This window comes from Streptomyces luteosporeus, from assembly GCF_039532865.1.
Classification (GTDB): Bacteria; Actinomycetota; Actinomycetes; order Streptomycetales; family Streptomycetaceae; genus Streptomyces; species Streptomyces luteosporeus.
In genome coordinates, this window is sequence record NZ_BAAASL010000031.1 from 1 (window position 1) to 26,824 (window position 26,824).

Annotated in this window: 21 protein-coding genes; 8 read left to right on the forward strand and 13 right to left on the reverse strand. The window is 74.8% G+C overall.

Annotated elements, in window-relative coordinates:
- Window positions 1-1,699 (forward strand): hydroxysqualene dehydroxylase (locus ABD361_RS28775; RefSeq protein WP_425583355.1); only part of this gene is annotated, 1,699 nt, incomplete at its 5' end.
- A gap of 96 nt (window positions 1,700-1,795) precedes the next feature.
- On the opposite strand, the gene ABD361_RS28780 is transcribed toward ABD361_RS28775, so the two are convergent.
- On the reverse strand, window positions 1,796-4,132 hold the full coding sequence (locus ABD361_RS28780) for a collagenase (protein ID WP_344439648.1): 2,337 nt from the start codon (window positions 4,130-4,132) through the stop codon (window positions 1,796-1,798).
- 163 nt (window positions 4,133-4,295) lie between these two features.
- Here ABD361_RS28780 and ABD361_RS28785 point away from each other — a divergent pair, with 163 nt between their 5' ends.
- Both ABD361_RS28785 and ABD361_RS28790 read left to right on the forward strand, forming a co-directional pair.
- Window positions 4,296-4,877 carry a TetR/AcrR family transcriptional regulator gene (locus ABD361_RS28785; RefSeq protein ID WP_344439650.1) on the forward strand — a complete coding sequence of 194 codons (582 nt, stop codon included), beginning with the start codon at window positions 4,296-4,298 and terminating at the stop codon, window positions 4,875-4,877.
- Between the two features lie 82 nt (window positions 4,878-4,959).
- Window positions 4,960-5,721: an SDR family NAD(P)-dependent oxidoreductase gene (locus ABD361_RS28790; protein ID WP_344439652.1), complete on the forward strand. Its 762-nt coding sequence runs from the start codon at window positions 4,960-4,962 to the stop codon at window positions 5,719-5,721.
- Here the strand turns inward: ABD361_RS28790 and ABD361_RS28795 are convergent.
- The 3 genes from ABD361_RS28795 to ABD361_RS28805 all read right to left on the reverse strand — a co-directional run bounded on the left by ABD361_RS28795 (window position 5,711) and on the right by ABD361_RS28805 (window position 8,471).
- Complete coding sequence (locus ABD361_RS28795; RefSeq protein WP_344439654.1) at window positions 5,711-7,129, reverse strand: amino acid permease; 1,419 nt, start codon at window positions 7,127-7,129, stop codon at window positions 5,711-5,713. The two genes, ABD361_RS28790 and ABD361_RS28795, sit on opposite strands and share 11 nt — an antisense overlap.
- Window positions 7,130-7,321: 192 nt before the next feature.
- Window positions 7,322-7,561 (reverse strand): hypothetical protein, encoded by a 240-nt coding sequence (locus tag ABD361_RS28800; RefSeq protein WP_344439656.1) that lies wholly within the window; start codon window positions 7,559-7,561, stop codon window positions 7,322-7,324.
- A gap of 49 nt (window positions 7,562-7,610) precedes the next feature.
- Window positions 7,611-8,471: an HAD-IIA family hydrolase gene (locus tag ABD361_RS28805; protein WP_344439658.1), complete on the reverse strand. Its 861-nt coding sequence runs from the start codon at window positions 8,469-8,471 to the stop codon at window positions 7,611-7,613.
- 162 nt (window positions 8,472-8,633) lie between these two features.
- Between ABD361_RS28805 and ABD361_RS28810 the strand changes: the two genes are divergently transcribed.
- Genes ABD361_RS28810 through ABD361_RS28820 form a run of 3 tightly spaced genes read left to right on the forward strand, consistent with a single transcriptional unit; the run spans window position 8,634 to window position 13,356 of the window.
- Entirely contained in the window at window positions 8,634-10,031 is a 1,398-nt protein-coding gene (locus ABD361_RS28810; RefSeq protein WP_344439660.1) for a hypothetical protein, read from the forward strand.
- Entirely contained in the window at window positions 10,028-11,446 is a 1,419-nt protein-coding gene (locus tag ABD361_RS28815; RefSeq protein WP_344439662.1) for a CoA transferase, read from the forward strand. Before ABD361_RS28810 ends, ABD361_RS28815 begins: the two co-directional genes overlap by 4 nt.
- Window positions 11,447-11,472: 26 nt before the next feature.
- Window positions 11,473-13,356, forward strand: a complete 1,884-nt coding sequence (locus ABD361_RS28820) for a DUF5107 domain-containing protein (RefSeq protein ID WP_344439664.1) — start codon at window positions 11,473-11,475, stop codon at window positions 13,354-13,356.
- Window positions 13,357-13,400: 44 nt separating this feature from the next.
- Here ABD361_RS28820 and ABD361_RS28825 read toward each other — a convergent pair whose 3' ends face one another.
- The gene (locus tag ABD361_RS28825; RefSeq protein WP_344439666.1) at window positions 13,401-13,751 is read right to left on the reverse strand and encodes a VOC family protein; all 351 of its coding nucleotides are present in this window, start codon (window positions 13,749-13,751) and stop codon (window positions 13,401-13,403) included.
- A 33-nt stretch (window positions 13,752-13,784) separates the two neighbouring features.
- The gene (locus tag ABD361_RS28830) at window positions 13,785-14,597 is read right to left on the reverse strand and encodes a class I SAM-dependent methyltransferase (RefSeq protein WP_344439668.1); all 813 of its coding nucleotides are present in this window, start codon (window positions 14,595-14,597) and stop codon (window positions 13,785-13,787) included.
- 216 nt (window positions 14,598-14,813) lie between these two features.
- Here ABD361_RS28830 and ABD361_RS28835 point away from each other — a divergent pair, with 216 nt between their 5' ends.
- A complete protein-coding gene (locus tag ABD361_RS28835) occupies window positions 14,814-16,022 on the forward strand; it encodes an aminotransferase class I/II-fold pyridoxal phosphate-dependent enzyme (protein WP_344439670.1) in 1,209 nt (402 codons plus the stop codon).
- Window positions 16,023-16,109: 87 nt separating this feature from the next.
- The gene (locus ABD361_RS28840) at window positions 16,110-17,126 is read left to right on the forward strand and encodes an MBL fold metallo-hydrolase (protein WP_425583356.1); all 1,017 of its coding nucleotides are present in this window, start codon (window positions 16,110-16,112) and stop codon (window positions 17,124-17,126) included.
- Window positions 17,127-17,144: 18 nt separating this feature from the next.
- Here the strand turns inward: ABD361_RS28840 and ABD361_RS28845 are convergent, their stop codons facing one another.
- From ABD361_RS28845 to ABD361_RS28875, 7 genes are all read right to left on the reverse strand, one after another.
- Window positions 17,145-18,419: an RCC1 domain-containing protein gene (locus ABD361_RS28845; RefSeq protein WP_344439674.1), complete on the reverse strand. Its 1,275-nt coding sequence runs from the start codon at window positions 18,417-18,419 to the stop codon at window positions 17,145-17,147.
- 353 nt (window positions 18,420-18,772) lie between these two features.
- Window positions 18,773-19,306 carry a GNAT family N-acetyltransferase gene (locus ABD361_RS28850; protein WP_344439676.1) on the reverse strand — a complete coding sequence of 178 codons (534 nt, stop codon included), beginning with the start codon at window positions 19,304-19,306 and terminating at the stop codon, window positions 18,773-18,775.
- 29 nt (window positions 19,307-19,335) lie between these two features.
- On the reverse strand, window positions 19,336-21,327 hold the full coding sequence (locus tag ABD361_RS28855) for a dipeptidyl-peptidase 5 (protein WP_344439678.1): 1,992 nt from the start codon (window positions 21,325-21,327) through the stop codon (window positions 19,336-19,338).
- A 48-nt stretch (window positions 21,328-21,375) separates the two neighbouring features.
- Window positions 21,376-22,815, reverse strand: coding sequence for a M20/M25/M40 family metallo-hydrolase (locus tag ABD361_RS28860; protein ID WP_344439680.1), 1,440 nt, complete (start codon window positions 22,813-22,815; stop codon window positions 21,376-21,378).
- Window positions 22,808-23,641 carry a M55 family metallopeptidase gene (locus ABD361_RS28865; protein ID WP_344439682.1) on the reverse strand — a complete coding sequence of 278 codons (834 nt, stop codon included), beginning with the start codon at window positions 23,639-23,641 and terminating at the stop codon, window positions 22,808-22,810. Before ABD361_RS28865 ends, ABD361_RS28860 begins: the two co-directional genes overlap by 8 nt.
- Before the next feature lie 53 nt (window positions 23,642-23,694).
- A complete protein-coding gene (locus ABD361_RS28870) occupies window positions 23,695-24,414 on the reverse strand; it encodes a methyltransferase domain-containing protein (RefSeq protein ID WP_344439684.1) in 720 nt (239 codons plus the stop codon).
- Window positions 24,411-26,771 (reverse strand): SpoIIE family protein phosphatase, encoded by a 2,361-nt coding sequence (locus tag ABD361_RS28875; RefSeq protein WP_344439686.1) that lies wholly within the window; start codon window positions 26,769-26,771, stop codon window positions 24,411-24,413. Before ABD361_RS28875 ends, ABD361_RS28870 begins: the two co-directional genes overlap by 4 nt.
- Window positions 26,772-26,824: the final 53 nt, after the last annotated feature.

Genomic DNA, 26,824 nt, shown 5'->3' on the forward strand with positions numbered 1-26,824 from the left:
GGCCGCGCCCCGCCCGGCGGCCGCCGGGCTGCGGCGGACCGCCCGGCGCAGCGTCGCCGTGCTCGGCGGCGGGGTGGCGGGCCTGACGGCCGCCCACGAACTGGCCGAGCGCGGCTTCGCGGTGACGGTCTACGAGCGCAAGGCGGCGCTCGGCGGCAAGGCCCGCAGCATGGACGTGCCCGGCAGCGCCCGCGGCGGCCGCAAGCCGCTGCCCGGCGAGCACGGCTTCCGCTTCATACCGGGCTTCTACCGCAACCTGCCCGACACCCTGCGCCGCATCCCGTTCCCGGGCAACGACAACGGCTGCCACGACAACCTCGTCCCGTCCACCGAGGTGATGCTCGCCCGCATCGGCCACGAGGACATCCGCCTGCCGTTCCGCAGCATCGGCAAACCGCCGCCCGTCCTGACGCCGGACGCATTCCTGCGCATGCTGACGGCGCTGCTGGAGACCTTCGCGGGGCTGCCGCCTCATGAGATCGCCTACTTCGCGGGGCGATTGCTCGTCTGGTTCACCAGCAGCGAGCGCCGGCGGACGCAGGAGTGGGAGCGCGTGCCCTGGTTCGACTTCACCAGGGCCGGCCGGATGTCGGCGAACTACCGGCAGCTGCTGGCCATCGGCATCACGCGCAACATCGTCGCGACCAAGGCCGAGGTGGCCAGCACGAAGACCGTCTCCACCTGCGTGGAGGCGTTCCTCTACAACGCCCTGGGCCGCGGCGCGGACGGCGAGCCGGACCGGGTGCTGAACGCGCCGACCAACGAGGCGTGGATCGACCCGTGGGTGACCCATCTGCGCGCGCTCGGCGTGGAGTTCCGCACCGGCTGGGCCGTACGCGAGCTGCGCCCGGCCGGCGGCCGGATCACCGAGGCCGTGCTGGAGGACGCGACCGGGGCGCGCCAGGTGGTCACGGCGGACCACTTCGTCTCGGCCATGCCCGTCGAACACGCCCGCAGGACCTGGAACGCGCAGGTGCGGGCCGCCGACCCGGCCCTGGCCCGCTGCGACAGGCTGCAGACGGACTGGATGACGGGGATCCAGTTCTACCTGACCGAGCCGACGCCGGTCGTCCACGGTCACATCAACCACATCGACTCGCCGTGGTCGATCACGGCCGTCAGCCAGGCCCAGTACTGGTCCGGGCGCGACTTCCGCCGCGACTACGGGGACGGCACCGTGGCCGACTGCCTCTCGGTGGACGTCTCCGAATGGGACCGGCCCGGCATCCTGTACGGCAGGACGGCCAGGCAGTGCACCCGCGAGGAGGTCGCCCGCGAGGTGTGGGCGCAGATGAAGGCGGGGCTGAACGACACCGGCCGTACGGTGCTCAGCGACGCGAAGCTGCACTCCTGGTTCCTGGACCCGGCGGTCGAGCTCGACGGCACCCGCGCGAGCAATGACGAGCAGTTGCTGATCCACCCGACGGGCACCTGGTACGACCGTCCCGCGGCCCGCACCGCGATCCCCAACCTCTTCCTGGCGGGCGACTACGTCGCCGTCGACATCGACCTGGCCACCATGGAGGGCGCCAACGCCGCGGCCCGGGCGGCGGTCAACGCACTGCTGGACGAGGAGGGGTCGGGCGCGGCGCGGTGCGAGGTGATCCCGCCGTACCAGGCACCGGAGTTCGAAGGGCTCAAGCGGCAGGACGAGTTCCGCCACCGGCTCGGGCTGGCCAACGTCTTCGACCTGGGCTGAGAAGGCCTGTCCGGCGGCGGCGCCCCGTAAGGGGCGCACCACCACCGGCCCGCGGACGCGCGACGCGTCCGCGGGCCGGTGTGCCCCGGGTGCGGGTCAGTGGGCGGTGCGCAGCGGGCCTTCGCAGGTGAAGTCGGCGGTGCCGGCCTTGCCGTCGGACCAGATGCCGACGGCGCCGAAGGCGCAGTTCATGTCGGCGAAGTTGTCGGCGGCGGGCGCCGTGCGGTCGAGGATGAAGTAGTCGACGGCGTCGGACATGTCCTCGAAGACGTGGTCGGGACTGGTGGCGTCGCTGAGGTTGGCGGTGATGCGGCCGGTGCAGGTGAAGCGGGGGTGGCCGGTGTCACCGTTGGAGGTGCAGGCGGAGGGGGTCACGGAGGTGGCGGCGGCGAAGGCCGAGCGCACGCCTGCCGGGTCGGCGTAGGTGAGCTGACCGACGGGCTCGTGGGTGGTGACGGGGACGTACAGGTCGGCGACGTGGCGGATCTGCTCGTCGAGGAAGGCGTCGTAGCCCTTCTGCAGGGAGGCGTCCCGGCCGGTGCGGGTGCGCCAGGCGTCGAAGCCCTTGGGGTCGTCGGCGCGCTCGTAGCCGTACATCTCGCGCAGCAGCGAGGGGTGTTCGCGCCAGAGGAACTCGAAGAAGGTGCCGGCGTAGTCGTAGAAGCGGAAGCCGTCGCCGTCGTAGGTGGCGTGCAGCAGCTTGTCGACGGTCATGCGCGGCTTGCCGCCGGCGGTGTCGTTGATGATGCCCTGGACGAGGGACTTGCGGACCTTGATGCCCTCGTCGCGGGTGGAGCCGTCGAAGAACTCGGCGGTGCCCTCGTCCATGGCGGTGGTCAGGTCACCGGTGTACCAGGGGCCCTGGCCGAAGAAGCCGGGCACGGCCCAGCGGCCGTTGAGGTAGTGGGTGTACTCGTGGCGGAAGAGCTCTTCGAGGGTGAGCCGGGAGTCCTGCGGTACGCGGCGCTGGTAGGTGTAGAAGGTGGCGCCCTGTTCGACGTAGACGCCGCCGTTGTTGGTGCCCATGCCGGTCAGGAACGGGTGGAAGACCTCGTAGTCGGCGCGCGAGGCGTACAGGTGGATGTGCAGGGTGCTGTTGGGGTCGCCGGCCAGCGGCCGGTCGGTGCCCAGGACCCGGAAGAACTGGGTCTTGACCTGCTTGCTCGCGTAGTAGAGCTGGTCGACGGTGGCGGCGTCGAGGGCGGTGCGCACCTCGATGCCTCCCTTGTCGTAGGTGTAGGTGCGCGGGAAGAGCCGGGTCTCGATCTGCGGCTTGCAGACGTTGTACGGGGCGCAGGCCTGGTAGAAGTTCAGCCACGAGGCGACGCTCAGCCAGGGGGCGCTGAGCTCGCCGAAGGTGGTGCCGGTGGTGCCGAGCAGGCTGCCGCCGAGCTCGGCGACGATCGCGGTGTGCAGGGCGTCGATCTGGCCGAAGCGCCCGTACTCGCCCACGGCGTCGCGCGCGGCCCAGGCGTTGGGGGTGTCCTTCAGGTGGCGGTAGCCGGCGAAGGCGCGGAAGGCGGCCCGGTAGCCGGCGTCGGCGGCGACGGCCTGCCGGAAGGCGGTGTCGTCGTTGCCGGGGTAGATGCCGAGGTAGTTGACGGTGAGGGCGGCCAGGGCGGCGTTGCCCCAGGCGGGGTCGGTGGCCGTGGCGGCGCCGGGTGCGAGCGTGCCCAGCACCTTGCGCACCAGGGCGAGCTGGTGCTGGCGCAGTCCGCCGGAGCCGGCGGTGTACAGGGCCTCGCGCAGGGCGTCGGCGTTGGGGCGGGTGGGGTCGAAGGCGTGGGGCGCGTCGGCGAGGGCGGCGACGGCCGCGCGCATGGCCTCGACCGTCGCGGGATCGGTCAGGTCGATCTCGGTGCGGGAGAAGTCGTGGTAGACGGCGGCGTGGAGGTAGGTGAACAGCTCCACCAGGTGGCCGTTGTCGGTGCCGTCGTGGCGGGGGGCGAGCGCGGTGATGCGGGCGGCGACGGCCTGGACGTGGGGCCTGGACATGACCGGTGCGAGCCGGGCGTCCCAGGTCCAGATCAGGCCGCGCAGGCAGCCGTCGGCGGTGACGGCGGGGTCGGTGAGGAAGTCCGCCAGCTGGTTCGGGGTCAGGCCGGTGAGGCCGTCGAGCGTGCAGGGGACGCTGCCGGCCAGGGCGGTGCCGTGCGGCCGGCCGGGGGTGCCGGGGGCGGTGTCGCCGGGCAGGTGGCCGGGGGTGATTCTGCCGCCGCCGGGCACGGGGGGTCTGGAGTCCTCCTTGGGCGGCGCGGCGAGCCGGTCGACGCCGTCGCGGGGGTCGTGGACGGACGGGGCGGCCGGGGCCGGTGCGGTGCGGGCGGCGGGCGCCGCCGGGGCGGCGTGGCCGGCCTGGGCCGCCGGCAGGGCGAGGCAGGCCGCCGTGACGGCGGCGAGCAGCCCCTTGCGCGCAGTGCGTAACGCAGACACCTGTACTCCTCGGTGGGGTTGATGTGGCGTCAGGTACGGCTGGGTGTGCGGCGTAACATAGTAATGTGATATTTCACTGACAACCCGTTGCGCAGCGGGTTGCCGTTTCTTGACCAGCCGTTAATTCTTGACCGATCGTTCTCGAAACGCCTAGCATCCCGGTATGGCAAGGACCAAGGAGTTCGACCCGGACGCCGCCCTGCAGTCGGCCCTGGAGCTGTTCTGGCAGCGGGGCTACGAGGCGACGTCGATGGCCGACCTGGTGCAGCACCTGGGCATCGCGCGGGCGAGCCTGTATGCGACGTTCGGCAGCAAGCACGCGCTCTACCTCAAGGCGCTCGAGCGCTACGGCGAGCAGCAGAACCCCAGGCTGACCGAGGAGCTCTCGCAGCCCGGCCCCGCGCTGCCCGCCGTACGGGCCCTGGTCCGCCGTTTCACCGCCGAGGCCGCCTGCGACAGCGGGCGGCGGGGCTGCTTCGTGACGAACACGGCCGCCGAGCTCGGCCCGCACGACCCGGCGGCGGCCCGCCTGGTCGAGGCGAGCTGGGACGCCATGGAGGGCCTGCTGACCTCCGCGCTGACCCGGGCCCGTACGCAGGGCGAACTCGCGCAGGACAGCGATCCCGCAGCCCTCGCCCGGATGCTGCTGGTCTTCCTCCAGGGCCTGCGGGTGACCGGCAAGACCGGCTCCCGGCCCGGCCTGCTGCACGACGCGGCGGAGCAGATCCTCGCCCTGCTGCGCTGACGCGAAACCGCTCGGACGCGACGCCGGGCCGCCGCACACCCTTTTTCAAGACCGATCGTTCCAGAAATCTGGGAGTACCGACATGACCGCACGTTTCACCGGCAGCACCGTCCTGGTCACCGGCGGCGGCACCGGCATCGGCCGGGCGATCGCCGTGGCCTTCGCCCGCGAGGGCGCCCGGGTGGTGGTCGCGGGCCGCCGGGCCGAGCCCCTGCACGAGACGGTCGCCGCCATCCGCGCCGAAGGCGGGGAGGCGAGTGCCGTGACCGCCGACGTGACCCGCTCCGAGGACGTCCGGGCCCTGGTGGAGCGGACGGTCGAGCGGTACGGGAGCCTGGACGTCGCCGTGAACAACGTCGGCATGCTGCCCCCGCTCGCCAAGACCGCCGACATCGACGAGGAGGACTGGCGGGCCGCGCTGGCCACCAACCTCACGGGCCTGTGGCTGTCGATGAAGCACGAGATCGGATACATGCGGGAGCACGGCGGCGGGGCGGTGGTGAACATCTCGTCCAACCTCGGCGCCCACCTGCGCGTGCCCGGCCTGGCGGCGTACGCCACCAGCAAGGCCGCCGTCTCCGCGCTCACCCGCAGCGCCGCACGCGACCACATCGGCGACGGCGTGCGGATCAACGCCGTCAGCCCGGGCCCGATCGAGACCCCCATGTCCACCCGGCCCGGTGAATCGGCCGGGGAGAAGGCCGAGCGCATGCGCGACGCGGTGCCGGCCGGCCGCGCCGGCACACCGGAGGAGGTCGCCGCCGCGGTGCTCCACCTTGCCTCGGACGAGGCCGGCTACACGGTCGGCACCGACCTCGTCCTGGACGGCGGCGTCACGGCCTGACGGGCTCCGCGGCCGCGGCCATACGCTCAGCGGCGGGCACCTCGGCGGGCCCGGCGGCGGGCTGCGCCGCGGCCTGCTCCCCCGCCGTGGCCGCCTTGCGGCGGGCCGCCAGCCACACGTAGACGAGGATGCCGGCGAAGAGGAACAGCGTGCCCTGGTAGACCGCCGCGTAGCCGGCGCCGGCCACCAGCCAGAAGGAGAAGCCGAAGCCGCCGAGCGCGAGGACCATGTCGCGGGCCATCCGGCCCGCCTGGACCTTGTCGCGGGCGCCGGTGAGCAGGAAGTACACCTGCGCGGCGGTGGACAGCAGGTAGGGGACGGTGGCCGAGAAGGTCGTGACGAGCACGAGGATCTCGAAGACGCCACCCACCCCGGTGGTGTAGTTGATCAGGGTCAGCAGCGTGGCCAGCACCGCCGCGGCGAGCACGCCCACCGTGGGCACGCCGCGCTTCTTCTTGGCGAAGGACGCCGGGAACAACCCGTCCTTGGCCGCCGCGTAGGGCGACTGGGCACTCATGAGGGTCCAGCCGTTGAGGGCGCCCACGATCGAGATCACGGCCGCGAAGGCGATCAGGGTGCCGCCCCAGTGGCCGCCGAACATCGCGTCGACGGCGTCGGAGAAGGGCGCCGTGGACTTCACCAGCTTGTCGTGGGCGACCGTGCCGAAGACGGCCAGCGTGCCCAGCAGGTAGACCAGGGCGGCGCCGATGGTGCCGAGCACGCTGGCCCGGCCGACGTTGCGCTCCGGGTCGCGGACCTCGCCGGCGCTCATGGCCGCCGACTCCACGCCCACGTAGCTGTAGAGCAGGATGGCCGCGGAGGCCGACAGGCCGCCGGTCCAGCTGTGGCCGCCCTCGGTGAAGGAGCCCAGGTTGGACGGGTCGAAGAAGAAGATGCCGATGACGGCGACGAACAGCAGGGGCACGAACTTCAGCACCGTGGAGATCATCTGCACCGCACCCACCCAGCGCGTGCCGGCCAGGTTCGCCAGCGCCGGCAGCCACAGCATGAGCAGGGCCACGACGAGGTCGGTGCCCTTGGACGGGTTGCTGCCGGTGAGCACGTGGAAGTAGCCGACGCCGGCGACGGCGAGGGCGGCGTTGGACACCCACGTCATCGTCCAGTACGACCACGCCGACAGGAAGCCGGCGAAGTCGCCGAACGCCTCGCGGGCGTAGACGTACGGGCCGCCGGTGTGCGGATGGCGCTCGGCCAGGCGCCCGAAGACGAGGGCGAGGGCGATCGCGCCGATGGTGAGCACGCCGAAGGCCAGCAGGCTCACCGTGCCGAAGGGCGCGACGGAGGCGGGCAGCAGGAAGATGCCGCCGCCGATGATGTTGCCCATGACCAGCGCGGTGGCCGTGGGAAGTCCGAAACGGCGGCCGGAACGGCCGTCGGTGTCGTGCATGGGGTGGTGCGCCTCTCGTCCTGCGGGCAGGTCGCCGGTCTCGTGCGTCGCACATGTGGGTGCGAGTCCACATAGTGAATGGCACAGGGGGCGGCGCAAAATCAATGATTTTTGTCCCGTGATTAGCGCCACGTGGCCGGAAAAGGTGCGGAAAGAAGGCCCCGGGACCGTGATTCGTCCACCTCGCGACGATCAAGCGGAATCGTCCCGGCCGCTTTCCCGGTCGAGGGTCGGGTCGAGGGCGGAGTCGTACGTGCCGGACCCCCGGCAGTGCCGGCACTGCCCCGCGCGGTGCACGGTCTCGGCGGGGCCGGCGAAGGGGTCGGGGCCCGGGGTGCGCGCCAGGGCCCGGCTCACGTAGCCGGCGCCGTGACACCACTGGCACGTCCTGCCCTCGGACTCCTCCTCGGGAAGGTCTTCGCATTCGCTCAACGGGACCGACCAGCCTCGCGCCACATGATCGCTGCCTGCACCCCTCAGCCTAGACCTCCGGCGGCACGCCGCCCGGCGCCTGCCGGAGAGCACCCGAACGGGTGAAACCGTCCCGGTGCAGGGCGTGCAGCAGCGCCGGGACGTCGGCGATGGAGTCGACGGTGTGCGCCGCCCGCCCGGCCGTCCCCTCGGCGGCCTGTCCGGCGTACTTCCCGGTGCGGACCTGGATCGTGGTGGCCCCGATGGCCCGGCCGCCGGCGGCGTCGGTCGTGGCGTCGTCGCCGATCACGGCCGTGTGCCGGGGGTCGAAGCCCGTGGAGGCGGCGGCCAGCCCGAAGTACTCGCCCGACGGCTTGCCCAGCAGCCGGGCGGTGCGGCCGGTGCCGTACTCCAGGGCGGCCACGATCGCCCCGGTGTCGAGGAACTCCTGGCCGTCGGGGGTCCGGTAGAGCGCTCCGCGCTGGAGCGCGATGAGCTGCGCCCCGGCCCTGACCGCCCGGAAGGCGCGGTTCAGCAGCGGGTAGTCGAGCACGTGCTGGCAGTCGCCGACGACGACGTGCGTGTGCCCGCCGGTGCCGGTGTCGAGCGGGGCGAAGGTGGCGCTCAGCTCCGCCGACATCAAGGCGAGCACCCGGGGGCCGGGGTGGTCGGCCAGGAGCGTACGGGCGGCCACCACGGGTGTGAAGAGCTCCGCGGGCTCGACGTGCAGGCCGCAGCGGGAAAGGCTCTCCAGGGTGTCCTCGACCGTTTTGGATTCCGTATTGGTCAGGAAACGCAGCGTATATCCCTCGTCGCGCAATCGGTCGACGGCCTCGGGGGCACCCTCCACGGCGATCCCGTGGTCGAAGACCGTGCCGTTGATGTCGATCAGCAGCGCCCGGACGGGAAAGTCCACGGCGTCAACGTCCACGGCTTCCTCCTGCTCGCCGACAAAGCCCCGCGACGGGGTATTTCCCGGCAATTCCGCACCGATAAGCGCAATGTCACCAATGCTGCCATGATGAATTATCGGCCGCCTCCGGTCGTCCGCTGATCGCAGGTCGCGCGCCTGCCGCACGGAAGGTTCCCGGAGATGAGAGCAGGCTTCGACCCGGCGCGGATGCGCCGGCCGTTCCGGTCCATAGGAATCGCGGCGGAACACGAATCGCCGGAGAACCCCGACGGTTCGGAGGACAGGGTCGCGCTCACCCCCGGCGGCGTCGCGGCGCTGGTCGCGCACGGGTGCCGGGTGAGCGTGGAGCGCGGCGCGGGCGCCGGCACCGGATATCCGGACGCCGCCTACGCCGCGGTGGGCGCGCGCATCGAATCCCGGGACGCGCTGTATCCGGGAAAGGACCTCGTCGTCAAACTCAAGGGGCCCGCGCACCACGACCTCGCGCGCATGGACCCCGGTTCGAGCCTGTTGTGCATGGCCCACGTGCGCTCCCTTCCGCAGCGCGCGGCGATCGCCGGGGAACGCGGCGTGAACCTCATCGCGATGGAACTCGTGCGGGAGTGCCCGGAGTTCGTCTCCGACGAATTCCTGCGCAGCCGCCTGGCCGCGCGCCGGTGGTTCGCGCGGCTGCCCGTCGCCGACCCCTCCCGGCTCTCGGTCGCCTTCACCGGGCACTCCCTGCGCGCCTTCGGCGCCCTGCAGTACGCCGCCCGGACGCGGCCGCGGTCCCTGCGGATCCTGCAGGCTCCCCCGCCGCCCGGACCGGACACGGCCACCGTGGGATTCGCCGAACTCGACGACATGGCCGCGCAGTTGCCGGCGGAGGAGGTCGACCGCGAGCGTGCGCGCCACCGGCTGCAGGCGTACGGCAGGCGCAGGATCGAGTGCCTGCACGAGACGGGGCGGGCGGGCGCCCGCTTCGGGATCGCCCTCGCGCTGCGGCAGAACCCGGCCCTCGGCACCCCGGCCCGCATCCACACCGCCGTCCTCGGCTACGGCAACGTCGCCTTCGGCGCCCTGGACGAGTGCGCCCGGCACGGCGTGGCCCATGTCGAGATCCTCACCAAGCGGACCACCACGAGACCGGACGTCTGCCACCACCTGCACGCCAGCGACCTGGTGATCAACGGGGCCGAGCCCGCCGACCGGGGGCGGACCGGCTATGTGATCACCGAGGCCGACCTGGGCGGCGTGCTGCGGCCCGGCACCGTCGTCGTCGACCTCGTCGGGGGCTGCGCCACCAACCGCTCGGTGGTCGAGCCGCTGGTGGAGTGCACGCACCCGGGCGATCCGTACGTGGTGCGCGAGGGCGTGTTCCTGGCGGCGGTCTGGGGCTGGCCGCTGCTGGGCTTCAAGCGGGAGTCGGTGGAGCGCTACAGCGACCAGATCACCGCCGTACTCCTGCACGAGGAACGGCTGGCCGACGGGCTGGCCACGGCGCCGCCGGGCGTCTTGCGGGCCGTGGTCGCCGGCCCCATGCTGTCCCTGACGCCCTCTTCCCAGCAGGTGGCACTCAGTGCCACACTCGGGGGATGATCAAGAGGTCGTCCGAAACCGCCGCCCACGCCTGGCAGTTGCTCGGGGGTGATCCCGCGCTGATGGCCGCCGTCGAGTACGGGGGCGCCGAGGGGGTCCTCCCGGCCCGGCTGCCCGCGCGCGAGCTGGCCCGGGCGACCGTGACCTGCGCCGCACTGGCCGCGGCCGAGCTGCAGGCCGCGCGGCGCGGCGGGGGCGCCCTGCCCGCGGTGCGCGTGGACGACGGCGCCGTGGCGGCCGCCTTCACCAGCGAGCGCCTGGTCCGCGTCGAGGGCCGGGCCCCCACGAACTTCGCCCCGCTGTCGCGGTTCTGGCGCACCGCCGACGGCTGGCTGCGCACCCACGGCAACTACGCCCACCACCGCGAGCGCCTCCTGGCCGCGCTCGGCGTGCCCGACCCGGGGCCCGCGGGCGATGCCGCCGCGGCCGAGCGCGTCGCCGCCGAACTGGCCGGCCGCACGGCGCAGGACGCGGAGGAGCTGATCGACGCCGCGGGCGGGCTGGCCGTGGCCGTGCGCACCCCCGCGCAGTGGGCCGCGCACCCGCAGGGTGCCGAGGTGGCCCGCCGGCCGCTGCTCGCCGTGGAGCGGTTCGCCGACGGGCCGCTGCGCCGGCCGCTCGCGGCGCCGGACGGCCTGCCCGCCGCGGGGCTGCGCGTGCTGGACCTGACCCGCGTCCTGGCCGGCCCCGTCGCCACCCGCACCCTCGCCCTGCTGGGCGCGGACGTGCTGCGCATCGACGCGCCGTGGCTGCCGGAGAGCCAGGAGCTGCACGACGACACCGGGCTGGGCAAGCGCTCGGTCTGCCTGGACCTGGCGCGGCCCGCCGACCGGGCCGCCTTCGAGGACCTCCTCGCCACGGCCGACGTCGTGGTCACCGGCTACCGGCCGGGCGCCCTGGACCGCCACGGGCTGTCCCCCGAGGCCCTGGCCGAGCGGCGGCCCGGCCTGGTCGTGGGGCAGCTCAGCGCCTGGGGCGCGTACGGGCCCTGGGGCGCCCGGCGCGGCTTCGACAGCCTCGTCCAGGCGGCCTGCGGCATCGCGGTCACCGAGTCGGCGCCGGGAGCGGACGCGGACGCGCCGCCCGGCGCGCTGCCCGCGCAGGCGCTCGACCACGGCACCGGGTACCTGCTTGCGGCGGCCGTGCTGCGGGCCGTCACCGAGCAGCACGCCACCGGCGGCACCCGCCTGGCCCGGCTCGCCCTGGCGCAGACGGCGGCCTGGCTGTGCCACGGCGTCGTCGCCGACGAGGGCGAGCCGGAGGGCGACCACGACGCCCGCGCCCACCTCACCGAGGGCAAGGGGCCGCTCGGCCGGATGCGGCACGCGCGGCCCGCGGTGGCCTTCGACGGCAGTCCCTGTGACTGGTGCCGGCGACCGGGCCGGCTGGGCGCGGACACCCCTGTGTGGCTGTGAGCCGGCGAAAGGAGCGACAAAGAGCCGTGGCAACGACCATCCGTCGCACCGTCCTGACCCTGCCCGCGGCACCGCTGGGTCCGGAGGACCCGCTGCCGCCGCTGGCGGCCCCCGCCGACGTCCACCGCCGCGGCCGCGGCCTGCCCCCGGACCTGCCGGCGGAGATGGCCCGGCGGATGGCCTACGAGCCGCTGCGCTCCCTGCTGCCGGTGCGCCGCCGCGACGGCTACACGCGCGAGCGGGTGCCCACCGACGTGGAGGCGATCGTGGTCGAGAACGACCGGCTGCGCGCCACGGTCCTGCCCGGTCTCGGCGGGCGGGTGCACTCCTTGGTGCACAAGCCCACGGGCCGTTCGCTGGTGTACACGAACCCCGTCCTCCAGCCGGCCGGGTTCGCCCTCAACGGCGCCTGGTTCTCCGGCGGCATCGAGTGGAACACCGGCGCCACCGGGCACGGCACCCTGTCGGTGGCGCCGCTGCACGCCGCCCGCGTACCGGCGCCCGACGGCGGCGAGATGCTGCGCCTGTGGGAGTGGGAGCGGCTGCGCGACCTGCCCTTCCAGGTGGACCTGTGGCTGCCGGAGGGCTCGGACTTCCTGTACGTGGGAGTGCGCGTGCGCAACCCCCACCACCACACGGCACCCGTCTACTGGTGGTCCAACACCGCCGTCCCCGAGGGGCCGGGCACCCGCGTCCTGGCGCCCGCCGACGCCGCCTGGTCCTTCGGACCGGAGCGGGCGCTGCGGCGCGTGCCGGTGCCGGACGGCGCGCACGGCTCGTACCCGCTGCGGTGCGCGCGGCACGGCGACTACTTCTACGACCTGGCCGCGGACGAGCGTCCCTGGATCGCCGCCCTCGACACGGACGGGCGGGGGCTGGTGCAGACCTCCACGCGCCTGCTGGGGGGCCGCAAGCTGTTCGTGTGGGGCACGGACGAGCCCGGGCGCCGCTGGCAGGAGTGGCTCACCGAGCCGGGCACGGGCGGCTACGCCGAGATCCAGGCCGGCCTGGCCCCGACGCAGCTGGAGCACGTGCCGCTGGAGGCTGGCGGGGAGTTCGCCTGGCTGGAGGCGTACGGGCCGCTGACCGCCGACCCGGCCGCCGTCCACGGGGCCGACTGGGCGGCGGCCCGCGCCGAGGCCGCCGGGCGGCTGGAGGCCGCGCTGCCGCGCGCGGCGGTGGACGCCGCGTACACCGCCTGGCGCCCGTACGCCGACCACGAGCCGAAGGAGACGCTGGCGACGGGATCGGGCTGGGGCGCACTGGAGGTCGAGCGGGGCCGCCTGGAGCTGCCCGGCACGCCCTTCCCCGCCACGACCCTGGGCGCCGAGCAGCAGCCCTGGCTCGCCCTGCTGCGCACCGGCACGCTGCCGCAGGACGGGCCCGAGCCCGGGCCGTCCCTGGTGTCACGGCCGTGGCGGGAGATGCTGGAGACCACGGAACCGGGGCCGGCCTCGGCGTACCACCTGGGCGTGGCGCAGTGGCACGCGGGCGACCGCTCGCAGGCGGCCCGCAGCTGGGAGACGGCCGAGCGGCTGGGCGCCGGCTGGCCGGCCCTGCGCTGCCTGGCCGCCGCGGACGCGCTGAGCGGCCACCCGCAGCGGGCCGCGCAGCGGTACGCGGCGGCGGTTGCGGCGGCACGGGAGGGGCGCGCGTCGCGGGCGGCGCGGGTGGCGCTGGCACGGGAGGCGATCACGGCACTGCTGGCCGCGCAGCAGGTGGACGAGGCGGCCGCCGTCCTGGCGGGGCTGCCGCCGGCGGCCCGCCGGCACGGCCGCTTCCGGCTGCTGGAGGCGCGGATCCTGCAGGCGCGCGGGGACGAGGAGGGGGCGCGGGCCGTCCTGGCGGAGGCGGAGATCGCGGACCTCGCCGAGGGGGAGGGTACGCCCGCTGCCCGGCCCCGCCCCTGAGCCGTCCGTGCCGGGCGGGGCCGGGAAAGGAATCACTCCTGGGATCACTCCTCCTTGCGGTCCACGTACTCGAAGACCGACCCGTCGGGGTGACGGGCCACCAGATTGCGGCCGATGGGGGTGCGCACCGGGCCGGCGACGATGTCCGCCCCCACGGCCCGCAGGTCCGCCAGCGCCTCGTCCACGTCGGTGACGGCGATGGTCGCCTTGATGGCGCGCAGCACCGACAGCTCCGCCTCCGGCCCGCTCATCAGGAAGAAGCAGCCGACGGCGGCCACGGACACGCCGCCGCGCCGAAAGCGCATGGCCTCGGCGCCGGTCAGCCGTTCGTACACCGCGATCGCCGCTTCCAGGTCGCCGACACACACCCGTAGCGAGGTCCCCAGAATGTTCATGAAAACAAGGCTAGTTGGCGGTGGTGGGCCCGGTCACCGGGGAACGGATGAGCCGGCCTTGCACAACAGTTCGCCGTTGAGGACGGCGAACCACGCGTCCTCGTGCCGTCCCCACGCGTGCCACGCCTCGGCGATCGCCGCGAGCCGCGCCTCGTCCGCCCAGCCGCCCTCGACGGCGTGGCGGGCGAAGGGGGAGGCGAGGGTGCGGTCCGCCCACAGGCCGCTCCACCACTGCCGTTGCTCCGCGCCGGTGTAGCACCAGGCGCCGGCGGTGGCCGTGACGTCGGTCAGGCCGGCCTGCCGGGCCCAGGAGTACAGGTGGCTGCCCGCGTCCGGCTCCCCGCCGCCGGCCCGGGCGACCGCCACGTACAGCCGCTGCCAGTCGTCCAGGCCGGGCACCCGCGGGTACCAGCTCATGGCCGTGTAGACCACGTCGCGGACGGCGATGACACCGCCGGGGCGGCACACCCGGCGCATCTCGCGCAGCGCGCCGACGGGGTCGTCGAGGTACTGGAGCACCTGGTGGGCGTGGACGACGTCGAAGGCGCCGTCGGGGAAGCCGAGGGCACGGACGTCGCCGGTGGTGAAGTCCACGTTGTCCAGGCCGCGTTCGCGGGCGGCCGCACGGGCGGTGGGCAGGATGTCCGGCGCGGCGTCCAGGCCGGTGACGTGGCCCTGCGGGACGAGCGCGGCGAGATCGGCGGTGATGCTGCCGGGCCCGCAGCCGATGTCCAGCACGCGGTGGTGCGGGCGCAGTTCGGGCAGCAGATAGGCCGCGGAGTCGGCGGCCGTGCGCCGGCTGTGGGAGCGCAGGACGGATTCGTGGTGGCCGTGGATGTAGTGCATGGTGCCCCCTCGGTCGCCCGGGTCGGTCACGGTGCCGCACTCACCGTACGCCGCTTTTTCGCATGGCGAGAGGGCAGTCTTGAAACGTGGGACGGCTCGATGGGAGGGCTCGTCGTCCTGCCGCCCGTGTCGGCCACCGTCCTCGCGCCGTGATCTGCGAAGGTGGGTCAGAGGACCCATCGAGGCGCCCGGCGCGGCGCGGAGGTGTGCGGACGGATGCAGCAGCGCTTCCCGGCACTGACCGGCCTGCCGGCCCCCGAGCGCGGAATGCCCGTCCTGCCGGAACTGGCCGAGCAGCTCGCCGGGGCGGCCGCGCACGGCGACCCCGAACCCGTCGGCGGCGGCCCGCGCCTGCGCGAGGCCGCCTGCGGCCACTGGGCCCGCCGGGGCCTGCCCACCGGCCCGGGGCAGGTGCTCGCCGCCCCGGGCGCCGCGCCGCTGCTGCTGGCCCTGCTGGCCTCGGCGGGCGGCGAGGTGCTGCTGACCCGCCCCTGCGCCGCCTGGTACGCGCCGGTCGCCCGGCTGGCCGGGCGGCTGGCCTACCACGTGCAGGTACCGGCCGAGTGCGGCGGGGTGCCCGACCCCTTCGCCCTGCTGGAGACGGTGAGCCGGATCCGCGCCGAGGGCGGGCGGCCGCGCTTCCTGGTGCTGTCGGTCGCCGACGAGACCACCGGCACCGTCGCCCCGCCGGAGATCGTGCACGAGGTGTGCGAGGCCGCGGCCGCCGAGGAGCTGACCGTCGTCAGCGACGAGACCTGGCGCGACGCCCTGCACGACGCGCACGCCACCGTCCACGTCGGGCCCGCCGAGATGTACCCCGACCGGGTCGTCGTCCTCACCGGCCTGGCCGGGCCGCTGCTGCCCACCGCCTGGCCGGCCGCGGTGGCCCGCTTCCCCGCCGGCGGCACCGGCCCGGCCCTGCTGGCCCGGGCCGGCACGGTGCTCCAGGCGATCGGCGCCGAACTGCCGCCGCCGCTGGCGGCCGCCGTGCGGTGGGCACTGACCGAGCCCGGGCCGGTGCGCGCCCGCACCGCGGCCGCCGCCCGGCTGTACGCGGCACTGGGCGCCGCGGTGCGCGAACGCCTGGACGCGGCGGGCGTGCTGTGCCGGCCGCCGCAGACCGGCCCCTACCTCTACGCCGACCTCGGCGAACTGCGCGGCGCCCTGGCCGCCCGCGGCATCAGCGACTCCGTCGAGCTGGAGGCGCACCTGGGCGAGGTGCTCGGGCGGCCGGTGCCGGGCGGCCACCGCTTCGGCGACGCCCCCGACGCGCTGCGGGTGCGGCTGTCCACCGCGGCGCTGCTCGGCGACGACGACGAGCGGCGCCGGCGCGCCCTGGCGGCCCCCGCCCCGCTGGCCGAGCCGGATGTCGCGGAGGCGTTGTCCGCTTTTGGATCGGCGTTCAGTGAACTCGCCCGCACCTGATCTACCGTCGACCGGTGAGCGTGCCACGGCGCGGGGCGCGCGCCCGGCGTGCCGCAAGCCCCGCGCCAAGGTTCCGGTTCCCCACGAATGGAGCCCCAGATGACCGAACAGACCGAGCGTCCCCTCGCGGAGCCGCGTCCTCTCGGTGAGATCCGCTCCTGGCCCCGGTCGTTCGCCGACCGCCTGACCGCCCCGCTGCCGGGCGTGCGCGCCCTCGCGCGGCTCGCCCGCGAGGGCCGGCTGCGCCCGAGCGCCGCCTCGCTGCACGAGCTGGCCCTGCTGCCCCTGGAACCGGGCCCGCTGCCCGCCGTGGACGCCGGCTCCCTCGCCCTGACCTGGGCGGGGCACGCCAGCTGGGTGCTGCGCATCGGCGGGCTGACCGTGCTGACCGACCCGGTCTGGTCCCGCCGCATCCTGGGGACGCCGCCGCGCGTGACCCCGGTGGGGGTGCGCTGGGAGGACCTGCCGCACGTCGACGCCGTCGTCATCAGCCACAACCACTACGACCACCTCGACCTGCCCACCCTGCGGCGGCTGCCCCGCGACACCCACCTGCTGCTGCCCGCCGGCCTGGCCCGCTGGGCGCGCCGGCGCCGCTTCGCCCACGTCACCGAGCTCGACTGGTGGGAGGCGGTGGAACTGCCCGGGCCGCGCGGCCCGGTGCGCTTCGACTTCGTACCGGCCCACCACTGGAGCAAGCGGACGCTGACCGACACCTGCCGGTCGCTGTGGGGCGGCTGGGTGATCACCGCGCCGGGAGGCCCGCGGGTGTACTTCGCGGGCGACACGGGCTACGGCTTCTGGTTCGAACGGATCGGCGAGGCCTACGCGGACATCGATGTCGCACTGCTGCCGATCGGGGCGTACGACCCGCGCTGGATGCTGGGGCCGGTGCACACCGACCCGGAGGAGGCCGTGCGCGCCTGCACCGACCTGGGGGCCCGGGTGATGGCCCCGATGCACTGGTCGACGTTCCTGCTGTCGGCCGAACCGCCGCTGGAACCGCTGCGGCGCGTGCGCGCGGCCTGGGAGGCGGCGGGCCGGCCCCGCAAGGACCTGTGGGACCTGCCGGTGGGCGCCTCACGGGTGCTGACGGGCGTGTGAGCCCGGGCAGCCCTTGACTCAGCGGCTCCAGACGAACGTGAACCGGTTGGCGCCGTGACCGGTGCAGGTGAGGTACGAGGGGAACCGGCTGGCCCGCGTGTCGATGCCGGTGGTGCGGGTGGCCTCGTCATAGGTGAAGCGCACCGTGCCGCGGCCCACCAGCTCCTCCCCGTGCCGCACCACCATCTGCACGTCCTCGCCCTCGTGGACCGCGAAGTCCACGGCGGGCTGATGGGAGGTCAGCACGACGTCCGGACCGCCCCGCGGGTCCCGCAGCCGCAGGCTCAGGGCCCGCTCGGGGCCGCCCTCGCGGGTACGGAAGTCCGCGCGCGCCGTGCGCCCGGCGGGGCCGTCGCCGGCGACGACGGCCAGGCTGTGCCGGCCGCCCGCGGCGACGGCCGCGACGCGCTGCCCGGCGGCCGCGGCCAGCAGGCCCGAGACCTGCCGGTCGCCGTCCTTGCCCGCGCCCACGAGCTGTCCGGCGGAGGTCAGGGCGAGGCTGTGCAGATGGCCCGCGGCCACGGCGGCCACCCGCTGCCCCTGGGCCGCGCGCAGGATGCCGGAGACCTGGTGGTGGCCGTCGTGCCCGGCGGCGAGAATCCGGCCGTCCTCGGTCACCGCCAGGCTCTGCAGCGCGGCCGCCGCGACGGCGACGACCTTGTGGCCCTCGGCCGCCGCCAGCAGGCCGGAGACCTGCTGGTCGTCGTCGCGGCCGCTGCCCAGGAGCCGGCCGTCCTCGGTGACCGCCAGGCTGTGGAAGTCGCCGGCGGCGGCCGCCACGACGCGGTGACCGCGGGCGGCCGCGCGGATGCCGGCGACCTGCCCGTCGCCGTCGTGGCCCGCGGCCAGCAGATCGCCCTCCTCGGTCACGGCGAGGAGGTGCACCGCGCCGCAGTCGGCCCCGGTGACCTTCCTCCCGCGGGCCGCCTCGCGGATGCCGGTGACCTGGTGGTTGCGGTCGTCGCCGGCGGCCAGCAGCCGGCCGTCGGCGGTCACGGCCAGGCTGTGCGAACCGCCGGCGGCCACGGCCGCCAGGCGCAGCCCGCGGGCGGCGGCGAAGATCCCGGTCACCTGGGCGTGGTCGTCGAGCCCCGCGGCGAGCAGCCGGCCGTCCTCGGTCAGCGCCAGGCTGTGGCGGTCGCCCGCGGCGACGGCGACGACGCGCTCGCCCTCGGCCGCCATCAGGATGCCCGGCACCTGCCCCTCGTGGCCCAGGCCCGCGGCGAGCAGCCGGCCGCCGGGGTGGCCCGCACCGGCGGATGCGGCGGGCGGCGGGGGCGACACGTCGGACACGGCGGCTCCTTCGGCGCGGGGCGGGGGCGGCACGGCGCGTGCACCGCCCCCGTCCACGCTCTTCGCTCGGCCGCCAGCGAGCACGTGCGGTGCGGCCGAACGTGTGAGCCGCCGCCCCCGCCCGGGCCAGGCGCATCTTCGCCACGCGGCACCACTGCGCCCCGTAGGGGCGCGGGGAACTGCGCGACAAGCCACGACGCGCCCGCAGACGAAGTGCCGTGCTCCGCCCGGACCCCGGGCTGGCGCGTCAGCTGCGGGCCGTCGGTGGCCGATCGCGCCCACGCGGCGGCAGCCGCAGATCGACACCGCCCCGCGCCCCTACGGGGCGCCGTACGACCCGCCGGACACGCGCCCTACGGGCACGTCTCCAAGACGTGGACGCACAGCGGCACCCCGTACCGCGGATGGGTCGTGCGGCGCTCGCGGCGCATACCGAGCTTGCCCAGGACGCGCTCGGACGCGTGGTTGCCGGTGGCGTGCACGCCCACGATCCTGGCCAGGCCGCGGTCGCGCAGTGCGAAGTCCAGCACGACGCGGGACGCCTCCGTGGCCAGCCCCCGGCCCCAGAAGGGCCGGGCCAGGCGCCAGCCGAGCTCCACGGCCGGCAGGATCTCCGGCAGGAAGGACGGCACGGACAGCCCGGCGAAGCCCACGAACTGCCCCGACTCCCGGCACTCGACGGCGAACAGGCCGACCCCGTGCTCCTCCCACTCCCGCTCGCTGGCGTCGATGCCGGCCCGGGTGCGGGCCCGGTCGCGGACCGATCCGTCGCCGATCCAGCGCATCACCTCCGGGTCGGCGTTGATGGCCGCCATGGGGCCGAGATCGTCCTCGCGCCAGCGGCGCAGCGTCAGTCGGGGCGTCCGGAGCACAACGGTCGTCGTCATGGGCAGAGCCTGCCCACATCCTCCGTCGGCTACTTGGCCAGTTCCAGCACGGGTATGCCGGGGACGTCGATGCCGAAGGTCTGGGCGTACAGGGAGAGCTCGGCCTCCAGGGAGCGCACGACGCTGGCGGCCTTGCGGAATCCGTGGCCCTCGCCCTCGAAGGTGAGGTAGGCGAACGGCACCCCGCGCCCGGCCATGGCCTCGGCGAACCGCTCGCTCTGCTCGGGCGGGCAGACCGCGTCCTCAAGGCCCTGCAGCAGCAGGAAGGAGGCGGTGACACGGTCGGCGCGGGCGAGCGGGGAGCGGTCGCGGTAGCGGTCGGGCACCTCGGCGAGGGGGCCGATCAGATACTCCAGGTAGTGCGACTCCAGGTCGTGGGTGCCGCCGTCGGCCCAGGTCAGCAGGTCGAGCACGGGATAGGCGATGGTGGCGCAGGCGTAGGTGGAGGTGGTGGCGAGGGAGGCGGCGCTCGTCCAGCCGCCGGCGCTGCCGCCGCGGATGGCGAGCCGGGCGCGGTCGGCGGTGCCCTCCTCGGCCAGCGTCTCGGCGACGGCGGCGCAGTCCTCGACGTCCACCACGCCCCACCGCTCGCGCAGCCGGTCGCGGTAGTCGCGGCCGTAGCCCGTGGAACCGCCGTAGTTGACCTGGGCCACGCCTATGCCCCGGGAGGTGAAGTAGGCGATCTCCAGGTCGAGCACGAGCGGCGAGCGCCCGGTGGGGCCGCCGTGCGCCCACACCACGAAGGGGGGCAGCTCGTCGGCGGGTGCGGTGTGGTCGGGGCTGTGCGGCGGGTAGATGTGGGCGTGCACCTCCCGGCCGTCGGGGCCGGTGAAGGTGCGGATGAGCGGCTCGGGGTAGTAGGCGGGGTCCACCGCGTCGGTGTGCCGGGCGCCGATCGCCCGGGCCCTGCCGGTGCGGGTGTCCAGCTCGACGACCTCGTAGGCGGTGCGGGGGCTCGCGGCCACCCCCACGACCCGGGTGCCGCTGACGGCCAGGGTGGAGCGCCACTCCGTCCACGGACCGGCGGCGTCCACCACTTCGCCGGTCTCGGGGTCGAGTATGCCCAGGCGCTGGGCGCCGCGGCCGTGGACGACGGCGACCGTGCCGCCGGGCAGGGGGGCGAACCAGCGCTGGCCCGGCACCCAGGGGGCGCCGGCGAACTCCTCCTCGCGGCGGCAGAGGTTGACGGCCCGGCCGGTGTCCGGGTCGACGCGGTGCAGGTTCCACCAGCCGGTGCGGTCGGTGACGGCGAGCAGGCTGCCGTCCGGGGCCCACTCCACCTGGGCGACGGACTCCCGCTCGCCGCCCGCCACGGTGCGCACGTCGTCGAACGGGGCGCCGGGTCCGGCGACGTCGGCGACCTTCAGCTCGGTGCCCTCCCAGGGCATGCGCGGGTGGTCCCAGGCCGTCCAGGCCACGCGCCGGCCGTCCGGGGAGAGCCGGGGGCCGGTGACGAAGCGGTGCCGGTCGTCGGTGAGCTCCCGTACGGCGGCGCGGTCCTCGGCGGCGGAGCCGTCGAGCGGGACGGCGGCGATGACCCGGCGCACGTCCTGCGGACCCTCGCCGGTGAACTCCTCCAGCACGCACCACACTTCGCCGCGCTCGGGCAGCAGCAGCGGGTCGGCCCAGCGCAGCCCGCCGCCGACGGCCGAGACGGGCGTCAGGGGCCGGGGCGCGCCGCCGGCCGGGTCGTCCGGCTCCCAGGCGTACAGCCGCTGGTCGGAGCACTCGGTGAAGACCAGCAGCGGGCCCCCGGCGCCCCGGGCGACGCCCGCCCAGGGCCGGCCGCCGTACTCCGTCAGCCGGTTGCGCACGTTCCACGGTGCGGGCAGCGCCGGCGCCTCCGCTCCGTCGGTGAGGCGGCGCACCAGGGTCTTGCGGCCGTTCTCCGCCGGGCGCGGAGCGACCCACCAGACCTCGTCGCCGATCGTGCCCACGTGCTCCGGGGCTCCCTCGTGCGCCGCGACGAGCGCGGCGTCGATGGGTGACTGCCAGGCTCCGTAGGGCGCCGTGGACACCATGATTGCTACGCCTCCTTGTGAAGGGGGTCAGTGGGGACGAGTCGGGGATCAGTACGGATCGGAAAGGGGCTCGGCCGGGGTGCGGCCCAGCAGGCTGCGGTCCGTCAGGCTGCGATCCATCAAAAAGTGATCGAGCACCCGCACGCCGAAGTGCAGCGCGTCGACGGGCACCCGTTCGTCGACTCCGTGGAAGAGCGCCTGATAGTCGTAGCCGGCCGGGAGCCTGACGGGCGAGAAGCCGTAGCCGGTGATGCCCAGGCGGGAGAAGTGTTTGGCGTCGGTGCCGCCTGACATGCAGAACGGCACCACGCGGGCGTCGGGATCGAAGCGTTCGAGCGCGGCGCGCATCCGGGCGAAGACCGGGGCGTCGACGGGGGCCTGCAGGGAGATCTCGCGGTGCTCGTACTCCCAGTCGACGTCGGGCCCGGTGAGCTCGTCCATGATCCGCTCGAACTCGGCGTCGCCGCCGGGCACGGTGCGGCCGTCGACGTGGCCGACGGCCAGCCCCGGAATGACGTTGATCTTGTAACCGGCGTGCAGCATGGTGGGATTGGCGCTGTTGCGCACGGTGGCCGCCACCAGTGCGGCCGCCGTGCCGAGCTTGGCGAGCAGCTCGTCGGCGTCGAAGCCCGGCGCCTCGGGGTTGGCCTCGATGCCGTGGACGGCGGCGATCTCCCGCAGCGCCGCACGGACGGTGGGGGTGAGCCGCACGGGCCACTTGTACTCCCCGATCCGGGTGACGGCAGCGGCCAGACGGACCACGGCGTTGCGCCGATTGACCTTCGAACCGTGCCCGGCGGTGCCCTGTGCGGTCAGCCGGACCCAGGCCGAGCCGCGCTCCCCCGCCGCCACGGGGTAGAGCCGCAGGCCCCCGTCGGCGTGGAAGGTGTAGCCGCCGGACTCGCTGATGCCGACCGTGCAGCCCTCGAAGAGACCGGCGTGCTCGGCGGCGAGGAAGGCCGCGCCGGGCAGGGAGGTGTCCTCCTCGTCGGCGGTGTAGGCGATCACCACGTCCCGCGGGGGGCGCACGCCCGCCCGGGCCCAGGCCCGGACGACCGCCAGGACCATGGCGTCCATGCCCTTCATGTCTATGGCGCCGCGTCCCCACACCACGCCGTCGCGCACCTCGCCGGAGAAGGGGTGCACGCGCCAGTCGGCGGGCTCGGCCGGGACGACGTCCAGGTGGCCGTGGACCAGGATCGCCTCGGCGCCCGGGTCGGTGCCGGGGATGCGGGCGACGACGTTGGTGCGCCCGGGCTCCTTCTCCAGCAGCAGCGGCTCCAGGCCGGCGTCGGCGAGCTGCTCGGCGACATACTCGGCGGCCGGGCGCTCCCGGCAGTCGCCGCCCCCGCGGTTGGCGGTGTCGATCCGGATCAGGTCCGAGGTGAAGCGCACCGCCTCGGCCAGGGCCCGCTCGTCGATCCGGCCGGAGATCCGCTCACCGGGTCTGCTCGCTCCCCCGTTCCCCCCGTGGGTCGTTTCAGCCATACTGCTCCTCCACCGCCGCCGAGACGACGGTCGTGACCGCCTTGAAGCAGCGGATTGCCTCGTACATGGTGGGCAGGGTGTAGGCCACCAGCCGTTCACCGGTCTGGGCGACGCCGGGCACGGCCGTGGCCGCCCCGGCGAGGTGCTCGGCGTCGAACTCCACCTCGACGGTGAAGGGCCCGCCGTGCACCGGCTCGTGGCGTGCCGCGAGCACGGCGGCGGCCTCGGCGGCGGACCGGATGTCCGCCGCCGTGCGGGCCGGCGGGCGGCAGACGGCCGCGTACCGGGAGACGTAGTCCTTCACGGCGACCGAACGGGCCTCGGGCGCATACCCCTTGGCGTCCTCGCACGTCCGGTCGTCGCCGGTCACCAGCACCACCGGCACACCGTATTCGGCGGCGACCAGAGAGTTGAGCAGGCCCTCGCTGGCCCGCCTGCCGTTCACCCGGACGCCGGTGATGGAGTTCGCCAGGTAGGTGTGCGCCAGCACGCCCTCGGCTCCGGCCGCCGCGTGGTAGCCCACGAACGCGATGCCGTCGACGTCTCCGTGCTGCACCCCCTCGACCATGCTGAGCGTCTTGTGCTTGCCGGTGAGCATTTCCGCTCGCTCGTCCAGCTGCTCCAGCAGCAGGTTGCGCATGCTCCAGTGCGCTTCGTTGACGAGGACGGCATCGGCACCACCGTCGAAGAACCCGGCGATCGCCGCGTTCACGTCGGAGGTGAACAGGTGGCGGCACCGCTCCCACTGCGCCGCACCGGGCAGCACGTCACCGGGCCAGGTGACGCCGGTGGCACCCTCCATGTCCGCGGAGATCAGGATCTTCATGTCCCGTCACGTTACGCGCCCGGGCAGATGCGGACCAGGCCTGTGGATAACCTTCAGCGCCCCGTCGCGACGAACCACCGGGCCGGCAGCCGGACCCTGCGGCCGTCCGGGTGGCAGGCGGTCATGGTCAGTTCCGTGTCGCCCTCGGCGAGGATCTTCAGCCCGGCACCGGTCAGCAGTCCGGCCACCTCGCCGTCGGCCGCCTCGGCGGGCCGCAGCCCGTGCTCCAGGACGCGCCGGAGCCCCTCGGGCGGCCCGCCGGGCGCCTGCGCCAGCTCGGCCAGCACCGTTGCGGCGGCGGGCTTGAGCTCCACGACGAAGGCCCGGCCGCGCTCCCCCGCCAGCCGCGCCACGGCCGCGGCGACCGGGCCGCGGTCGGCGGCGTCGCTCTGGTGGATCACGGCGCGCATGTAGACGTTGCAGTCGCCCAGTCGCTCGTGCAGGCTGCGCACCGCCGCCGCGTCGACCAGGTCGAGCTGCTCGTACTCCGCCAGGCCCTCGGGGTCGGCGCGCCGGGCGCGCTCGACCGCCGCGCGGGAGAGGTCGACGCCGACCGCGCGGGGGAAGTGCCCGGCCAGGTGCCGGGTGCGGGTGCCGTTGCCGCAGCCGAGGTCGACCACCGGCAGGGCCGGGTCGGCGTAGGGCAGCAGGAGGGTGAGGTGGGGCTCGGCGGCCAGGGCCGGGTCGGAGTCCCAGATGACCTCGCCGGGCGCCTCCGGGACGCCGCCCCAATAGCCTTCCCAGGCACTGCGGTAACGCTCCGTCACGCTCATGGCTGCACCAGAGTCTGCTCGAACCACACCGTCTTCCCCCGTCCCGTGTGACTGGCGCCCCATTCCCGCGCCAGTGCGCTCACTACCCGCAGACCGCGCCCGTATTCCTCGTCCGCCTCGGCGCTCAGCAGCACCGGCAGGGTGTGGTCGTCGTCGGTGACCTCGCACAGCAGCACGTCCGTGCGCACCAGGCGGACGCCGATGCGCCAGGTGCGTGCGTGACGCACGGCGTTGGCGACGATCTCGCCGACGAGCACCTGTGCGGTCGGGGCCGCCGCGGCCAGGCCCCAGCGGGTCAGCTGCTCGCCCACCAGGTGCCGGGCCCGGGCGGCCTCGGCGGCCCGGGGCGCGATCTCCCACTCGGCGACCTGCTCGGGCGGGATGCCGTTGAGGCGGGCCATGAGCAGGGCCACGTCGTCCTTGCGTCCCTCCCGGGTGTTGAGGGCGCGCACGATGGCGTCGCAGGCGTCGTCCATGGAGGCGGCCGGGTGGGCGGCGGACTCGCACAGCACGGCCAGGCCGGCGCCGATGTCCTGGCCGCGCACCTCGACGAGGCCGTCGGTGCACAGCACCAGCCGGTCGCCGGGCGCGACGCGCACGGTCACCGCTTCGAAGGGCACCCCGCCCACGCCTATGGGCGCGCCGGTGGGCAGCTCCAGCAGCCGGCTGCGGCCGTCCTCGGCCCGGACCAGGACGGGCGGGATGTGCCCGGCGTTGGCGAGGGTCAGCTCCGAGCGGATGGGGTCGTAGACGGCGTACAGACAGGTGGCCAGGTAGTGCTCGCCGAGCCGCTGGGCGAGGTCGTCGAGGTTGCGCAGGAGCTGTTCGGGCGCGAGGCCCAGGGTGGCCATGGTCTGCACGGCCGTGCGCAGCTGACCCATCATCGCGGCGGAGTGCAGGCCGTGTCCCATCACGTCGCCGACGACCAGTGCGGTGCGGGAGCCGGGGAGCTTGATGGTGTCGAACCAGTCGCCGCCGACCCGGCCGAGCCGGGTGCCCGGCAGGTAGCGGGTGGCCGTGTCGCAGCCGGGCGTGCGCGGGGCGACCTGCGGGAGCATGCTGTCCTGCAGGGTGTCGGCGACGTTCTCCTGGTGGGTGTACATCCGGGCGTTGTCGAGGACGAGCCCGGCGCGGGCTGCCAGTTCGGCGCCGGTGGTGCGGTCCATGTCGCCGAAGGGCTCGCGCCCCGGGCGGCGCAGCAGCACCATGAAGCCCAGCACCACGTTGCGTGCCTTCAGGGGCACGACGAGCAGGGAGCGGCCGCCGATCAGCGGTCGCAGGTCGCGCTTTTCGAACTGGCCGGAGATGCGGGCGGACAGCTCCTCGTCGATCCGCGGGATGAGCACCGGCTCGCCGGTGACCATGCACCGGAAGAACGGCGTGTGCTCGGGGAAGGAGATGGCCTCGCCCACGGGCACGGTGTCGTCCCAGCGGCCGGGCTCGTCGTTGTGCTCGACCCAGACGCGGTGCCAGACGGTGGTGACGTCGGGCGGGCCGTCGGGGAAGCCCTCGCCGGCCAGGACGGCGGCGCGCAGGTGGGTGCCGGCGAAGTCGGCGAAGCGGGGCACGGCCGCGCTGGTGACCTCGCGGATGGTGCGCTCCAGGTCCAGGGAGCTGCCGATCGAGCCGCTGACCTCGTTGAGGAATTCCAGCCGCTCGCGCACCGCGGCATGTTCCAGGTCGGCCGCGGTGTCGTCCTCGGTGTCGGCCGGGGCCGCGAGCGGCTCGCGGGCCGGGCGCTGCGCCGGTACGGCCGGGCGGGCGCGCCGTCCGGCGTGGCGCGGCACGCCCCAGTCGGGGGTCACCGGCACCCTGCGGCGCCGGCTGAACTCCAGCACCGGGTAGCCGAGTTCCAGCACCTGGGAGACGATGCGGGCGCCCGCGGCCGGGCCCATGTTGGGCAGGATGTCGGGCAGCCGGGCGGCGAGCTCCTCGGCGTCGGGGAAGCCGGTGTGCGGGGCGAAGCCGGGGGCGGCGACCACGGAGCGTTCGGCGTCCTGTTCGCCGCCCTCCGCCCGCGCGGCGTCGGCGGCCAGCACGAGCAGCCGCTCGGGGCCGGGCCCGATCAGGGGGTAGGCCCACCACAGCACGTCGAGCGGGCCGCTGCCGGGCACCTTGCAGCGGGCGCGGCCGGCGCTGGGGTAGCCGGGGACGCCCTGCAGGGCGCCGCATATGGGCATCAGGTCGACGGCGAGGGCGCCGACGGCCTCCTCCCGGGTGGGCCCGAAGAGCCGGCGGGCGCCCGAACTCCAGTGCGTGACCGCTCCGGTGGGGCCGACCACGACCACCGCGAGCGGCAGGCGCCCCAGGGCGGCCGTGTGCCGGCCGTCGCCGGGCTCCGGCGTGCCACGGTCCATGGGCGGTTGCTCCTTCGTACGCGTACGCCAAGATCTGCGCCCCCTGTCACCAC

Coding starts and splice junctions, on each gene's coding strand:
- ABD361_RS28785 (WP_344439650.1), top strand. CDS start 4,296: ATGGCAAGGACCAAGGAGTTCGACCCGGACGCCGCCCTGCAGTCGGCC.
- ABD361_RS28790 (WP_344439652.1), top strand. CDS start 4,960: ATGACCGCACGTTTCACCGGCAGCACCGTCCTGGTCACCGGCGGCGGC.
- ABD361_RS28795 (WP_344439654.1), bottom strand. CDS start 7,129: ATGCACGACACCGACGGCCGTTCCGGCCGCCGTTTCGGACTTCCCACG.
- ABD361_RS28810 (WP_344439660.1), top strand. CDS start 8,634: ATGAGAGCAGGCTTCGACCCGGCGCGGATGCGCCGGCCGTTCCGGTCC.
- ABD361_RS28815 (WP_344439662.1), top strand. CDS start 10,028: ATGATCAAGAGGTCGTCCGAAACCGCCGCCCACGCCTGGCAGTTGCTC.
- ABD361_RS28825 (WP_344439666.1), bottom strand. CDS start 13,751: ATGAACATTCTGGGGACCTCGCTACGGGTGTGTGTCGGCGACCTGGAA.
- ABD361_RS28830 (WP_344439668.1), bottom strand. CDS start 14,597: ATGCACTACATCCACGGCCACCACGAATCCGTCCTGCGCTCCCACAGC.
- ABD361_RS28835 (WP_344439670.1), top strand. CDS start 14,814: ATGCAGCAGCGCTTCCCGGCACTGACCGGCCTGCCGGCCCCCGAGCGC.
- ABD361_RS28840 (WP_425583356.1), top strand. CDS start 16,110: ATGGAGCCCCAGATGACCGAACAGACCGAGCGTCCCCTCGCGGAGCCG.
- ABD361_RS28850 (WP_344439676.1), bottom strand. CDS start 19,306: ATGACGACGACCGTTGTGCTCCGGACGCCCCGACTGACGCTGCGCCGC.
- ABD361_RS28855 (WP_344439678.1), bottom strand. CDS start 21,327: ATGGTGTCCACGGCGCCCTACGGAGCCTGGCAGTCACCCATCGACGCC.
- ABD361_RS28860 (WP_344439680.1), bottom strand. CDS start 22,815: ATGGCTGAAACGACCCACGGGGGGAACGGGGGAGCGAGCAGACCCGGT.
- ABD361_RS28865 (WP_344439682.1), bottom strand. CDS start 23,641: ATGAAGATCCTGATCTCCGCGGACATGGAGGGTGCCACCGGCGTCACC.
- ABD361_RS28870 (WP_344439684.1), bottom strand. CDS start 24,414: ATGAGCGTGACGGAGCGTTACCGCAGTGCCTGGGAAGGCTATTGGGGC.
- ABD361_RS28875 (WP_344439686.1), bottom strand. CDS start 26,771: ATGGACCGTGGCACGCCGGAGCCCGGCGACGGCCGGCACACGGCCGCC.